This window comes from Natronomonas sp., assembly GCF_028274965.1.
Classification (GTDB): Archaea; Halobacteriota; Halobacteria; order Halobacteriales; family Haloarculaceae; genus Natronomonas.
Genome location: NZ_JAQCNO010000028.1, coordinates 1 through 12611, shown reverse-complemented (window position 1 = coordinate 12611; position 12611 = coordinate 1). Strand labels below are relative to the sequence as shown.

Sequence of the window (12611 nt, the reverse complement as noted above, 5' to 3'; positions counted from 1 at the left end):
GGGCGGGGCGGCGGTACGGTATGGTCGTAGACACCGCGATCTACACGGTCCATACGGGCCTTTCGGCGCTTTGGGTCGGATCGGTGCTGTTCGTCGCCTCGGCCGTCCTGCCGCTCGCGATGGACGGGGACATCCGACCGGCGGCGTTCGGCCGCGTCGTCTCGAAGCTCCGGTGGGTGACGCGGATCAGCGCGCTGCTGTTGTTTCTCACCGGCGGGCACCTCGCCGGGACGCTGTACGACCCGGCGTCGCTGACCGGCACGACCGGCGGCTATCTGGTGTTGACGATGCTCGCCTTCTGGTTCGGCCTCGCCGCCGTCGTCGAGATCGGGAGCGCACGCGCCGCCCGGGGCGTCGAGAACGACAAGATCCGCGAGCCGGCACGGGAGGCGAGGCCCTTCTACTACGCCGGCGTCCTCTTTTCGATCGGGCTGCTCGTCGTCGCCGGACTGCTCGGGACGCCGGCGACGATCCTCTGATCGCGACCGCGCAGCCGCCGCGGCCCCGAACCGACGGGGGTCGCGGGTTACCCGATCCGGACGTCGTTTCTGAGCGTCCCGACGCCCTCGATCTCGATCTCGACGGTGTCGCCGTCCGAGAGCGGTCCGACCCCCGCCGGCGTCCCTGTCGAGACGACATCGCCCGGCTCTAAGGTCATATACGAGGTGATCTCGGCGATCAGCTCCGGGACCGAGAAGATGAATTTATCGCGCGTCGAGTCCTGTCGCAGGTCGCCGTTGACGCGACACCGGACCGCGGCGTCGGCCGGAACGTCCTCCGGGGACGCGATCACCGGACCGATCGGCGCGGCGTCGTCGAAGGACTTCCCGCGGACCCAGTTCGTCTCGACGCGCTGGTCGTCGCGGTTCGAGACGTCGTTGACGCAGGTGTACCCCGCGACGACGTCTTCTGCCTCCGAGCGCGGGACGTCCCGACACCGCCGTGCGATCACGACGCCGAGTTCGGCCTCGTGTTCGATCCGCTCCTTTCCGGGGGGCAACTCGACTGTCGCCCCGTGGCTCGCGACCGTGTTCGGGGTCTTGAGAAACAACAGCGGCCGGTCGGGGACGTCCGCGCCCTGCTCGGCCGCGTGATCCGCGTAGTTCAGCCCGACACAGACGATCTTCGAGGGATCACAGGGGGCGAGGACGTCGACCGAGGACGGATCGAACGTCGCCACCTCGTCGGTGACCCGGCCCTCCCGCTTTGGGTCCGCCCGGATCGTCCCGCCGTCGGTCCACTCGCCGTACCGAACGTCGCCGTCGGGATCGGTGAATCGAACCTGTCGCATGGTCCCACCGTCGCGGGGTACGATCATAAGGCTTCTCGGATCGTCGCCCCCGGTCGCGCCCGACTCAGAGCGGCTTTTCCATCCGCTGGTGGTCGATCCCGGCCTCCTCGAAGCGCTCCCCGACGGTCTCGTAGCCCATTCGCAGGTAGAACGCCACGACCGACGCCTGCGCGTGGAGGACGACCCGCCGGTACCCCTCGCGCGCCGCGGCGTCCTCCGCGGCCGACATCAGCCGCCGTCCGATCCCCTCGCCGCGCCGCGCCGGGCGGACGGCGACCCGCTCGATCTTGGCCGCACCGGCTTCGGCCTCCCGGAGGCGTGCGGCCCCGATCGGATCCCCGTCGTCGTACGCGACGAAGTGGATCGCTTCGGCGTCCTTGCCGTCGCGCTCTACGTCCTCCGGGACGCCCTGCTCGTCGACGAACACCGCCCGCCGGACGGACATCGCGTCGGCGACGTCGCCCTCGCCGCCGCCGTCCTCGTCGCCCTTACCGTCGATCCGTTCGATCTCCATGCGTACCCCGACCGTCGGTCCGCTCGGCCCTAACGCCGACGATCGACACGCAACAGTGAACTACCCCACCCCACTCGCTCACCGCTGACGAGGTTCGCTCGCCGAAGATGGGGCTTCCTGCTTCCACGACGCGCTTTGCAGATACAGGTGTATCCGCAGGGAGCGCAGTCTCTACAGGCGTTGATTGACGTGGGCCTGTGGCCCGGCCGCCACGGAGTGTCTGGGAGATGATAACGGCGCTGTATCCCCTCGCTACTGCGCTACTCGGTCACTTCGCTCCCTGCGTTGCTCCTTGAGGAAATGGAGTTAGCGCCTGAATAGAATTAAGAGTCCGACAGGCGTAGCGTCTCCCGTCATGGAACTCACCTGGCACGGCCACTCAACGTGGTACGTCACCGTCGACGAGACAGCCCTGCTCATCGACCCGTTCTTCGCGAACCCCAAGACGGACCTCGAGCCAGAGGACGTCGAGGACCCGGACTACGTCCTCCTGACGCACGGCCACGAGGACCACGTTGCCCACGCCGGCGCGTTCAGCGACGCGACGCTGGCCGCGACGCCGGAACTCGTCGCCTACGCCGAGGAGCACTACGGCTTCGAGGACGCCGTCGGCGGCATGGGGATGAACCTCGGCGGCACCGTCGAGTGCGGCGACGCCTGGGTGACGATGGTCCGCGCCGACCACTCGAACGGCATCGAGACGGGCTATGAGACCTCCGCGGGGATGCCCGCCGGGTTCGTCGTTTCCGAGACGAAGCCGACGCAGGAACCCGACGCCGACAGCACCGCCTTCTATCACGCCGGCGACACCAGCCTCATGGTCGAGATGCGGGAGGTCATCGGGCCCTTCTTGGAGCCCGATTTCGCCGCGCTTCCGGCCGGTGATCACTTCACGATGGGGCCGGCACAGGCGGCCATCGCCGCCGACTGGGTCGGGGCCGACTACGCCGCCCCCATGCACTACGACTCCTTCCCGCCGATCGAGATCGACACCGACACCTTCGAGCGCGAGCTGTCGGCCTCCGGGGCCGCGGCCGACCCCGTCGTCCTCGAGGGCGACGAGACGTTCACCCTCGAGTAGGGCGACGGCCGCGGCCGACCGCCCTGTCTCTTTATGTAGCCCGCGGGCCTACCGCCCTCGTATGAGCAACCCGGACATAGAGACGACGACGGTCAACGAAGCGAAGTACCACGCGCTCAGTCGGGCCGGCGACTTCGAGCTCAGCATCGACGCGACCGGCTCCGACGGGCCGACGCCGAACGAGGTGCTTGTTGCGGACTACGCCTCCTGTTTCGGCTTCGCCTGCCGGGCGGGGGCCGACAGACAGCTCGACGTCGATCTCGGCCGGATCGAAACGACGGCTGAAGCCGACCTCGACGACAGCGACGACCTCTCGGCGATCCGGCTTCACCTCCGCGTCGAGGCCGACCTCGGCGACGACGAGATCGCCGACGTCGTCGACCTCGGCGAGGAGATCTGTCACGTCCACGCCGCGATGAAGGAGTCGCTGCACGCCGACATCGAGGTCACCGCCGACGCGTTCTGAGACGGTGTGGGCGATCCCGTCTGCGTTCGCCCGCCTTTTCATCTCTCTGGCTCTGTTTTTCCGACTGCCCGGCCCCCTGTGACGCCGACCGGTCGCCGGTCTATAAGAACACCGGGGCCCTACTACCTCTATGACCGACTGGCAGGACATGATCGTCGGCGACCGGATGACCGTCGACGAGGAGTTCTCCCCCCGCATCGACGACTCGCAGTTCTCCCGCCAGGAGTGGGGGCTCATCATGACGGCGATCGAGTTCGAAATCGAAAACCCCGACAAGGAGGAGGCGGCGGCGCTCGTCGCCGACACGTCCGAACTCCGGTCGATGATGCCCGAGATCGAGAAGGTCTCGGAGATGGGCCCGATGGGCACCCCCGGCGGGGACCCGGACTCCGGCGGCGGTCTCCTCGACGGGATCGTCGACGCCCTCGGGTTCGGAAACGGCAGCGACTCGGGCCCTGAGGTCGACGAGAAGAAGCTCTCGGAGGCCGAGCGGCTCGTCTCGGCGTACGCCGACGAGCTCCAGGCCAGCCTCGAGGCCGACGGGCGCTGGGAGGACGTCAGGCGGACGGCCGCCGAGGAGTGATCACAGCCGCTCAACGATCGCCTCGGTGACCGCCGACGTCGACGCGTCGCCGCCGAGGTCCGGCGTCCGCGGCCCCTCCGCGAGGACCGTCTCGACGGCATCTCGCACCGTCGCCGCGGCCGCGTCGTACCCGAGATGCTCGAGCAACATCGCCGCCGAAAGCACGGTCGCCGCGGGGTTTGCGATCCCCTCGCCCGCGATGTCCGGGGCCGAGCCGTGGACGGGTTCGAACAGGGCGTTGTCCTCGCCGACGTTGGCGCTCGGGAGCAGCCCGAGACCGCCGACGAGCCCGGCGGCCAGATCCGACAGCACGTCGCCGGCGAGGTTCGGACAGACGATGACGCCGTACGATTCGGGGCGAAGCACGAGATGCATCGCGAGCGCGTCCATCAGCGCCTCGTCGTACTCGTAGCCGCCCGCCTCCGCGACCGTTGCGACGCTGTCGAGGAACTGCCCGTCGGTCGTCCGCATCACGTTCGCCTTGTGTGCGACCGTCACGTCGTCGTAGCCGTTCGCCTCGGCGTACTCGAACCCGAACTCCGCGATCTTCCGGGAGGCCGAGTCAGTGATGACGCGGGTCAGCGTCGTGACGCCGTCGGCGATTTCGCTTTCGATGCCGGCGTAGACGCCCTCGGTGTTCTCCCGGACGAAGACGAGATCCGTCTCCGGTCGCACCGAGTCGACGCCGGGGTACGCCCGAGCGGGACGGACGTTCGCAAAGGAGCCGACCGCCTCCCGAAGCGGGAGGATCACGTCGGCCGCCGTCTCGCCGGCGGCCCCGAAAAGCGTCGCGTCCGCCTCCGCGGCGAGGTCGTAGGTCTCCTCCGGAAGCGCCTCCCCTCGCGATTCGAGGACGCGATCGCCCGCGACCCCCTCCCGGAACTCGAAGCCGAGATCCAGCGCCTCGAGGACCTCGAGCGCCGCCGGCACGACTTCCCGTCCGATCCCGTCGCCTGGAATGACCGCGATCTCCTCGCTCATACCCCGTCTCCGCGAGGAGCCGAAAAGAGCATGTCGGTGTGTCGCGTCGACGCCACAGCGCCGCCCGATCCGGCCGTCGCTCTCAGGCGTTCTCGACGTACGGCAGCGACGCCGCGGTCGTCTCGACTTTGCTCATGTTCGAGTACATGAGCGTCGTCGTGTCCCAGATCCCCTCGACGAGCGCCTCCTGCATCGCGTCGGTGATGTCGACGTCGATCGTCCGCCCGCCGTAGCTGACGGTCTCGCCCTCGACGTCGATCTCGACGTCGCCGTCGGGGTTGTCCTCGATCCACGCCTGCAGTTCCGTCACCGTCTCGTGGTCCGTCGTCACCGCCGGGATGCCGATCGACTTGCAGTTGTCCCGGAAGATCTCGGCGTAGGACTCGCCGACGACGCCGTCGACGCCCCACCGCATCATCGCCTGGGGCGCGTGCTCCCGCGAGGAGCCACAGCCGAAGTTGGAGTTGACGACCGCGATCGACGCGCCCTCGAAGCGGTTCAGCGGGTGCTCGTTGCGCTCGCCGTCGTCGTCCCGCCGCGCGTCATAAAAGAGGTAGTCGGCCATGTTGTCGAAGGTGACCTCCTTCATGAACCGCGCCGGGAGGATCTGGTCGGTGTCGATGTCGTCGCCCGGGATCGGAACGCCGGTGCCGGAGACCTCGGTGATGTGCTGTTCGTCGGCCATCAGTCCGCGACCTCCCCGTCGCCGACGCCGCCGGCGGAGCCGGTCGGGTCGTCGTCGAGATACTCGCGGGCGTCCGTCACGGCCCCCTCGATCGCCGCGGCGGCGACCATCGCGGGGTTCATGAGGACGGTCCTGCCGTCCTTCGAGCCCTGCCGGCCGACGAAGTTCCGGTTCGACGAGGAGGCGCACACCTCGTCGCCCTCCAACGCGTCGTCGTTCATCGCGAGACACATCGAACAGCCGGCGCGCCGCCACTGGAAGCCGGCGTTGATGAACGTCTCGTCGATCCCGCGGCGCTCGCACTCGGCGCGGACGGTCTCGGACCCGGGGACGGCGAGCGCGCGCACGTCGCCGTCGATCGTGTTGCCCTCGAGGACGCGGGCCGCCGCCTCGAAGTCGGACACGCGACCGTTCGTGCAGGTGCCGAGGAAGGCCACGTCGACGTCGTACCCGAGCATGGACTGTCCGGGTTCGATGTCCATGTGCTTGAGTGCCCGCTCGGCGGCCTCCCTGTCGGTCCGGGCGTCGAAGTCCGCCGGCGAGGGGACCGCGTCGCCGATCTCGATGACCTGTCCGGGGTTTATGCCCCAGGTGACGAGGGGGTCGATCCCGTCGGCGTCGATGGTGACGACGTCGTCGTACTCCGCGCCGGCGTCCGAGGCGATCGACTCCCAGTACGCCTTCCGCTCCTCGAAAGCCTCGCCCTCCGGGACGTACTCCCGCCCGCGGAGGTACTCGTAGGTCGTCTCATCGGGGTTGATGTACCCCGCGCGGGCGCCGCCCTCGATCGACATGTTACAGACCGCGAGGCGGCCCTCCATGTCGAGAGCGTCGATCGCGGAGCCACCGTACTCATAAACGTGCCCGACGCCGCCGTCGACGCCGAGGTCCTGGATGATCTTGAGGATGACGTCCTTCGCGTAGACGCCCTCGCCGAGGGTTCCCTCGACGTTTATCCGCCGGACCTTCTGTTTGTCAGCCGCGATACACCCGGTCGCCAGGACGTCGCGGATCTGCGAGGTCCCGATGCCGATCCCGATCGATCCGAACGCGCCGTGGGTCGCGGTGTGGCTGTCGCCGCAGGCGACCGTCATCCCAGGCTGTGAGAGCCCGAGTTCGGGCGCGACGACGTGCGTGATCCCCTGTTTGCCCGAGTCGAACCCGAAGAAGGTGATCCCGCTGTCGGCGGTGTTGCGTTCGAGCGCCGAGAGCATCTCCTCGGCCTCCCGGTCCGGAAACGGCCGCTGTCGCTTGTCGGCCTCCGTCGGGACGACGTGGTCGGTCGTCGCGAAGGTCCGATCGGGGAAGGCGACGTCGAGATCGCGCTCCTCGAGCATCCCGAACGCCTGCGGGCTCGTGACCTCGTGGACGAGATGCAGCCCGACGAACAGCTGATCCTGCCCGTTCGGCAGCTCCGTCACCTTGTGTTTCTCCCAGACCTTGTCGTACAGCGTTCCGTCGCTCATCGGCCGCCACCGCGATCGAACGTCCGCTGTGAGGCGTTGCCGTCCCCGCCGGCGTGCTCGACGTCGGCGAGCGTTTCTGTCTCTGTCTCGGACTCCCATTGGGCCTCCCCGTCCGTTTCGGCCCCGCCGCCGGGTTCCTCGTGGGCCTCCCGGCCGCCGTCGGCCGCGACCGTCCGCCCGCGGCCGTACGTCTGCGTGTCGCCGAAGACGGCCCCCGTGTAGGGGTTGGTGTGGCTCAGGTCGCCGAGCGTGTCCGGCCGTTCGGTCATCGTCACTCCTCACCCCACGCGAACAGCGATCGGAGGTCCGCCCCGACGTCCTCGATCTCGTGGTTCTGCTCGGCGTTTCTGAGCTGTCTGTAACTCGGCCGCCCGGCCTGGTTTTCGGAGATCCACTCGCGGGCGAAGGTCCCGTCTTGGACGCCCTCGAGGACCTCCTCCATCCGCTCGCGGGCGTGCTCGTCGATCACGCGGTCTCCCCGGGTCAGCCCGCCGTACTCGGCGGTGTCGGAGACGGAGTTCCACATCTCCATGTTGCCGCCCTCGTACATCAGGTCGACGATGAGCTTCATCTCGTTGAGACACTCGAAGTAGGCCATCTCGGGGCTATAGCCCGCGTCGACGAGCGTCTCGTAGCCCGTCTTGACGAGCGACGTGATGCCGCCACAGAGCACCGCCTGCTCGCCGAAGAGGTCGGTCTCGGTCTCCTCGCGGAACGTCGTCTCGACGACGCCGGCCCGCGTGCAGCCGATCGCCTTCGCGTAGGCGAGGGCGGTGTCGTGGGCCCCGCCGGTCGCGTCGCGATACACCGCGAGCAGGCCGGGCGTCCCCTGGTCGTTCTCGTAGTTCCGGCGGACGAGATGGCCCGGGGCCTTCGGCGCGACCATCGTCACGTCGACGCCCTCGCCGGGTTCGATCTGCCCGTAGTGGATGTTGAACCCGTGGGCGAACTGGAGGGTGTCGCCCTCGGTGAGCACGCCCTTGATGTTCTCGTAGACGTCCGGCTGGACCGTGTCCGGAACGAGCACGCTCACGATGTCGGCCTGCTCGGCCGCGTTCCGCGGCGTCGTCACGTCGAGTCCGTCCGACCGCGCGGCCTCCCGCGACGAGGAGCCCTCCTTGAGCCCGACGACCACGTCGACGCCCGACTCGTCGAGGTTCTGGGCGTGGGCGTGGCCCTGGCTTCCGTAGCCGAGTACGGCCACTGTTCTGTCGTCGAGTACGGTGCTGTCCGCGTCGTCGTCGTAGTATATTGTTGCGTCTTCGGTCATTGTTCGCTATGTGTGTTTCTCGTCGACCCGCGCCGTCTCCTCCGCGCCGCGCGCCAGCGCCGCCTGGCCGGTCCGGGCGATCTCGCGGATGTTGAACTGCTCGTAGGCGTCGATCGCGTCGTCGATCTTGCCCTCGGTGCCGGTGATCTGTACCGTGATCGTCTCCGGGCCCGCATCGAGGGTCCGACCGTCGTACATCTCGGTGATCGCCTGCACCTTGTCCGGTTCGTCGCCGTCTATCTTCAGGATTACGAGTTCGCAGGCGACCGGGTCCGAGTCGAGCTCCCTGACGTGAACGACCGGAACGAGCTTGTTCAGCTGCTTTTTGATCTGGTCGATGCCGGGGTCCGGCTCCTCGACGACGAGGGTGATCCGCGAGTACCCCTCGTTTTGCGTCGGCCCGACGGTCAGCGACTCGATGTTGAACTGGCGCCGGTGAAACAGCCCCGAGACCCCCGCGAGCACGCCGGGCTCGTTTTTGACGTACGCCGAGATGGTCGTCCGCCGCGGCTCCGGCTCCGCCGCGACCGCCGGGTCGATCCGGATGCCCTGCGAGTTGCGGCGGCCGATCGGTCGGCGTCGCTCTTCCGGGCTCGGGCCCTTCAGCCCCTGTCGTTGGACCTCCTCGCGCCGGCTCATAGCTGGCCCTCCGTCAGCGCGAACAGCCCGTTGTCGCCGCCGCTCGGCACCATCGGGTAGACGTTCTCGTCGGGGTCGATGTGCGCGTCGACGACGCTCGGACCGTCGTAGCCCATCGCTTCCTCGATGACCTCGTCAACCTCGTCGTAGGTGTCGATCCGGAACCCGCGGGCGCCGAACGCCTCCGCGAGCGTGTCGAACTCGGGGACCCACGGGTACTCCGAGGCCATGTGTCGCTCGCCGAAGAAGGCGTCCTGCCACTGTCTCACCATCCCGATCGCGTCGTTGTTGAGGACGACGACGGTGATGTCGAGGTTCTCCCGAACGGCGACCGACAGCCCCTGACACGTCATCAGAAAGGAGCCGTCGCCGTCGAAACAGACGACGTCGCGCTCCGGGGCGGCGAACTTCGCGCCGATCGCCGACGGGAGCCCGTAGCCCATCGCGCCCAGCCCGTGCGAGGTCACCCACGTCCGGGGGACCTTCCAGGTCCAGTACTGCCAGGCCCACATCTGGTGTTGGCCGACGCCGGTCGTGACGATCGTGTCGTCGTCGGTCGCCTCGTCGAACCGCTCGACGAGGTACTGCGGCTTGACCGGCTCGTCCTCCGGGGCGGCGTACTCCATCGGGTACTCCTCTTTCCAGGTCTCACACTGCTTGAGCCACGCGTCCGTTGAGGGCGACCCGGGCATCGCGTCGGCGAGCTGCCCGAGGACCGCCTTCGCGTCGCCGACGAGCGGGTGATCGGCCTCGATGTTCTTCGAGATCTCGGCGGGATCGATGTCGACATGGATGATCTGTGCGTCCGGCGCGAACGTCTCGACGCCGCCCGTCAGCCGGTCGTCGAAGCGCGTGCCGACCGCAAGCAGGCAGTCGGTCACCGTGATCGCCATGTTCGCGTAGCCGGTGCCGTGCATGCCGGCGATCTCCAGGGAGAGCTCGTGGTCCTCCGGGAACGCGCCCGTCCCCGGCATCGTCGTGATGACCGGGATCTCGTGCTCCTTGGCGAACGAGCGAAGCGCCTCGCTCGCCTCCGCCTTGATCACGCCGCCGCCGGCGAGGATGGCCGGCCGGTCGGCCCGGACGAGTTCCTCGGCCGCCGCCGACACCGCCTCCGCGTCGGCTGTCTCCGGGGGATCGTACGTGTCCGGAAGCTCCGGCACGCCGGGGGTCGTTTCGGTGTCGCCGTTCGTCACGTCCTTCGGGAGATCGACGAGGGTCGGCCCCTGCCGGCCGCGATCGGCCAGCGCGAACGCCGTCCCGACGTCGGTGCCGACCGTATCGGAGTCGTCGGCGAACACGTTCGCCTTCGTCACCGGGCCCGTCACGCCGATGGTGTCGGTTTCCTGGAACGCGTCGTTGCCGACGAACTCCGTCGGGACCTGTCCGGTCAGCGCAACGACCGGGTCCGAGTCCATGTTCGCGTCGGCGATGCCCGTAACGAGGTTCGTCGCCCCGGGCCCCGACGTCGCCATGCAGACGCCCGGATCGCCGCTGACGATGCCGTAGGCGTCGGCGGCGTGGGCCGCGCCCTGCTCGTGGGCCATCGTGACGTGTCTGATCTCCGAGTGGTACAGGGCGTCGTACACCGGCATGATCGCGCCGCCCTGGACGCCGAAGACGTGCTCGACGCCGGCGTTCTCCAGGGACCGAACCACCGCGTCGGCCCCGGTTTCGACCTCTCTCGGCGCCGTTTCGGTCTCGATGTCGGTCTCGCTCGACGCCTGCGTCTGCTCTCCGCTCATGCTGTTCCTCCCGTTCGATGCCGTCGGTCGACGTTTCCTGTGTGCATTGTTCTGCCTGTGGGCTGCTCTGCGTCCGGTACGATCCGCGCCTCGAAGGAGTGTGGTGTCGGTATCGGGGCTACGCCCCTACGATACCGAGCGCAACGCCGACGGTGTCCGCGCGCGCCGTTTCGGCCCTCGCGTCCGTCGTCATAGACGGTACTGTACCGTCGGGCAAAATAAACGTTCCCGTTCCGCGCCGTCGCTCGCGCGCCGACGCCCGCCTGAGGACGGTGCACCGGCGGCTCACTCCGGGGATGAACGCCCGAAACGGGCATTCTCAGATCCGAACCTCCTCGCGTTGGACGCCCACCTCGCGGGCGAACTCCTTGAGCAACTCGAAGGTGATCTCCTCCTTTTGCGCCCCGCGGTCTTTGACCATGCGGGTTACCTCCCGGACCTCGGCCTCCGTCGGCTCGAAGCCCGCCTCCTCGAGTCGCTCCTGTACCGAGTGGGTCCCGGTGTGTTTGCCCAACACCAACTGCCGGGTCGCACCGACCATCTCGGGCGTCATCACGCCGGGCTCGAACGTGTCGGAGTTCTCGATGACGCCGGCGGCGTGGATACCGGACTCGTGTGAGAACGCGTTATCGCCGACGATCGGCTTGTTCGCCGGCACCGCGATGTCGCTTTTGGCCTCAACGATCCGGGCCAACTCCGTGATCCGGGTCGTATCGACGCCCGTGTCCACGTCGTACAGCGACTCCAGCGCCATGACGACCTCCTCGTAGGCCGCGTTGCCGGCCCGCTCGCCGATCCCGTTGACCGAGACCTGCGATTGGGCCGCGCCCGCCTCGTACCCCGACAGGGCGTTCGCGGCCGCCAACCCGAAGTCGTCGTGCGTGTGCACGTCGACGTCCGCGTCGGTGTGCGCACAGACGGTGTTGATCATCTCGTAGAACCGCCGCGGCGTCGCGACGCCGACCGTGTCGGGGATGTTGATCCAGTCCGTCCCCGCCTCGGAGACGGCCTCGATGACGTCGATCAGGAACTGTTCGTCCGTGCGCGTGGCGTCCATCGGCGAGAACATACAACTCGCGCCGGCGTCCGTGACGCGCTCGACGGCCTCGACGGAGCGCTCGAGGGCCTCCTGGCGCGTGGCGTGCATCGAATCCTGCAGTTGCACGTCGCTGGTGGACGCGAACACGTGCACCATCTCGACGCCGGAATCCAACGCGGCGTCGATGTCTTTGTCCACGACGCGGGCGAGCCCACAGACCGTGGTGGCGGTCGCTTCGGCGATGTCCCGGACGGCCTCGAACTCCGCCTCGGAGTTCACCGGGAAGCCGGCCTCGATGACATGGGTGCCCATGTCGTCGAGCAGCGACGCGATCTCGCGTTTGTCCTCGTAGGAGAACGAGGTTCTGGGGGACTGTTCGCCGTCGCGCAGCGTTGTGTCGAAAATTCGGGCCTCACTTATCTCTGAGGTACTATCTAGTGTGCCCTGGAAGAACTCGATCCGCCGGCGAAGCCGACGCACCCTCGTGCTGTGTCATTGCAAGTAAAGTGGGGACGTGCCGCGTATTTAAATCTGTCTGTAGCCGCTCGGAACCGTCCGGTCACCGTCGGTGGATCTCCCGACCCGCGGTGATCTAATTCCGGCGGCGAGAAACCCTCCGGCGTGATACGCAGCTTCGACGGCACGATCCCGGAGATCCACGACAGCGCGTACGTCGACCCGACCGCGGTCGTCATCGGCGACGTGACGGTCGGCCCCGAGGCGAGCGTCTGGCCGAACGCGACGCTCCGCGGCGACCACGGGGCGATCGAACTCGCCGAGGGGGCCAACGTCTAGGACAACGCGGTCGTCCACGAACGCGTCGAGATCGGCCCGTACGCGACCGTCGGCCA

General features: G+C 68.2%; 14 protein-coding genes and 2 pseudogenes. 5 read left to right on the top strand and 11 right to left on the bottom strand.

Annotated features, from left to right (window positions below; all coding sequences use genetic code 11):
* Positions 1-20 precede the first annotated feature (20 nt).
* A complete protein-coding gene (locus Q0916_RS04405; protein ID WP_299234932.1) occupies positions 21-479 on the top strand; it encodes a transporter in 459 nt (152 codons plus the stop codon).
* A 47-nt stretch (positions 480-526) separates the two neighbouring features.
* Here Q0916_RS04405 and Q0916_RS04400 read toward each other — a convergent pair whose 3' ends face one another.
* From Q0916_RS04400 to Q0916_RS12185, 3 genes and pseudogenes are all read right to left on the bottom strand, one after another.
* Positions 527-1291, bottom strand: a complete 765-nt coding sequence (locus Q0916_RS04400; RefSeq protein WP_299234929.1) for a fumarylacetoacetate hydrolase family protein — start codon at positions 1289-1291, stop codon at positions 527-529.
* Positions 1292-1355: 64 nt separating this feature from the next.
* On the bottom strand, positions 1356-1805 hold the full coding sequence (locus Q0916_RS04395) for a GNAT family N-acetyltransferase (protein WP_299234927.1): 450 nt from the start codon (positions 1803-1805) through the stop codon (positions 1356-1358).
* Between the two features lie 73 nt (positions 1806-1878).
* A pseudogene (locus Q0916_RS12185) lies at positions 1879-2001 on the bottom strand (RNA-guided endonuclease TnpB family protein); the annotation flags it as partial.
* Between the two features lie 159 nt (positions 2002-2160).
* On the opposite strand from Q0916_RS12185, the gene Q0916_RS04390 reads away from it, so the two are divergent.
* The 3 genes from Q0916_RS04390 to Q0916_RS04380 all read left to right on the top strand — a co-directional run bounded on the left by Q0916_RS04390 (position 2161) and on the right by Q0916_RS04380 (position 3935).
* Positions 2161-2886 carry a metal-dependent hydrolase gene (locus tag Q0916_RS04390; protein WP_299234924.1) on the top strand — a complete coding sequence of 242 codons (726 nt, stop codon included), beginning with the start codon at positions 2161-2163 and terminating at the stop codon, positions 2884-2886.
* A gap of 61 nt (positions 2887-2947) precedes the next feature.
* Positions 2948-3352: an OsmC family protein gene (locus tag Q0916_RS04385; protein WP_299234922.1), complete on the top strand. Its 405-nt coding sequence runs from the start codon at positions 2948-2950 to the stop codon at positions 3350-3352.
* 130 nt (positions 3353-3482) lie between these two features.
* Positions 3483-3935, top strand: a complete 453-nt coding sequence (locus Q0916_RS04380) for a DUF5799 family protein (RefSeq protein WP_299234920.1) — start codon at positions 3483-3485, stop codon at positions 3933-3935.
* Here the strand turns inward: Q0916_RS04380 and Q0916_RS04375 are convergent, their stop codons facing one another.
* The 8 genes from Q0916_RS04375 to Q0916_RS04340 all read right to left on the bottom strand — a co-directional run bounded on the left by Q0916_RS04375 (position 3936) and on the right by Q0916_RS04340 (position 12240).
* On the bottom strand, positions 3936-4916 hold the full coding sequence (locus Q0916_RS04375) for an isocitrate/isopropylmalate dehydrogenase family protein (RefSeq protein ID WP_299234917.1): 981 nt from the start codon (positions 4914-4916) through the stop codon (positions 3936-3938).
* An 82-nt stretch (positions 4917-4998) separates the two neighbouring features.
* The gene (locus Q0916_RS04370; protein ID WP_299234915.1) at positions 4999-5601 is read right to left on the bottom strand and encodes a 3-isopropylmalate dehydratase small subunit; all 603 of its coding nucleotides are present in this window, start codon (positions 5599-5601) and stop codon (positions 4999-5001) included.
* On the bottom strand, positions 5601-7067 hold the full coding sequence (gene leuC, locus Q0916_RS04365; RefSeq protein ID WP_299234912.1) for a 3-isopropylmalate dehydratase large subunit: 1467 nt from the start codon (positions 7065-7067) through the stop codon (positions 5601-5603). The genes Q0916_RS04370 and leuC overlap by 1 nt, the downstream gene beginning before the upstream one ends.
* On the bottom strand, positions 7064-7336 hold the full coding sequence (locus Q0916_RS04360) for a hypothetical protein (protein ID WP_299234909.1): 273 nt from the start codon (positions 7334-7336) through the stop codon (positions 7064-7066). The genes leuC and Q0916_RS04360 overlap by 4 nt, the downstream gene beginning before the upstream one ends.
* A gap of 2 nt (positions 7337-7338) precedes the next feature.
* Positions 7339-8337 carry a ketol-acid reductoisomerase gene (ilvC, locus tag Q0916_RS04355; protein WP_299234906.1) on the bottom strand — a complete coding sequence of 333 codons (999 nt, stop codon included), beginning with the start codon at positions 8335-8337 and terminating at the stop codon, positions 7339-7341.
* A 6-nt stretch (positions 8338-8343) separates the two neighbouring features.
* Entirely contained in the window at positions 8344-8976 is a 633-nt protein-coding gene (ilvN, locus tag Q0916_RS04350) for an acetolactate synthase small subunit (RefSeq protein ID WP_299234903.1), read from the bottom strand.
* Positions 8973-10721, bottom strand: coding sequence for a biosynthetic-type acetolactate synthase large subunit (gene ilvB, locus Q0916_RS04345; RefSeq protein WP_299234900.1), 1749 nt, complete (start codon positions 10719-10721; stop codon positions 8973-8975). Before ilvB ends, ilvN begins: the two co-directional genes overlap by 4 nt.
* Positions 10722-11040: 319 nt before the next feature.
* Positions 11041-12240 carry a LeuA family protein gene (locus Q0916_RS04340; RefSeq protein WP_299234897.1) on the bottom strand — a complete coding sequence of 400 codons (1200 nt, stop codon included), beginning with the start codon at positions 12238-12240 and terminating at the stop codon, positions 11041-11043.
* Between the two features lie 141 nt (positions 12241-12381).
* Between Q0916_RS04340 and Q0916_RS04335 the strand changes: the two are divergent.
* A pseudogene (locus Q0916_RS04335) lies at positions 12382-12552 on the top strand (gamma carbonic anhydrase family protein); the annotation flags it as partial.
* Positions 12553-12611: the final 59 nt, after the last annotated feature.

What these genes read in the sequence shown, in the direction of transcription:
- Q0916_RS04405 (WP_299234932.1), top strand. Translation starts at nt 21, where the DNA reads ATGGTCGTAGACACCGCGATCTACACGGTCCATACGGGCCTTTCGGCG.
- Q0916_RS04400 (WP_299234929.1), bottom strand. Translation starts at nt 1,291, where the DNA reads ATGCGACAGGTTCGATTCACCGATCCCGACGGCGACGTTCGGTACGGC.
- Q0916_RS04395 (WP_299234927.1), bottom strand. Translation starts at nt 1,805, where the DNA reads ATGGAGATCGAACGGATCGACGGTAAGGGCGACGAGGACGGCGGCGGC.
- Q0916_RS04390 (WP_299234924.1), top strand. Translation starts at nt 2,161, where the DNA reads ATGGAACTCACCTGGCACGGCCACTCAACGTGGTACGTCACCGTCGAC.
- Q0916_RS04385 (WP_299234922.1), top strand. Translation starts at nt 2,948, where the DNA reads ATGAGCAACCCGGACATAGAGACGACGACGGTCAACGAAGCGAAGTAC.
- Q0916_RS04380 (WP_299234920.1), top strand. Translation starts at nt 3,483, where the DNA reads ATGACCGACTGGCAGGACATGATCGTCGGCGACCGGATGACCGTCGAC.
- Q0916_RS04375 (WP_299234917.1), bottom strand. Translation starts at nt 4,916, where the DNA reads ATGAGCGAGGAGATCGCGGTCATTCCAGGCGACGGGATCGGACGGGAA.
- Q0916_RS04370 (WP_299234915.1), bottom strand. Translation starts at nt 5,601, where the DNA reads ATGGCCGACGAACAGCACATCACCGAGGTCTCCGGCACCGGCGTTCCG.
- leuC (WP_299234912.1), bottom strand. Translation starts at nt 7,067, where the DNA reads ATGAGCGACGGAACGCTGTACGACAAGGTCTGGGAGAAACACAAGGTG.
- Q0916_RS04360 (WP_299234909.1), bottom strand. Translation starts at nt 7,336, where the DNA reads ATGACCGAACGGCCGGACACGCTCGGCGACCTGAGCCACACCAACCCC.
- ilvC (WP_299234906.1), bottom strand. Translation starts at nt 8,337, where the DNA reads ATGACCGAAGACGCAACAATATACTACGACGACGACGCGGACAGCACC.
- ilvN (WP_299234903.1), bottom strand. Translation starts at nt 8,976, where the DNA reads ATGAGCCGGCGCGAGGAGGTCCAACGACAGGGGCTGAAGGGCCCGAGC.
- ilvB (WP_299234900.1), bottom strand. Translation starts at nt 10,721, where the DNA reads ATGAGCGGAGAGCAGACGCAGGCGTCGAGCGAGACCGACATCGAGACC.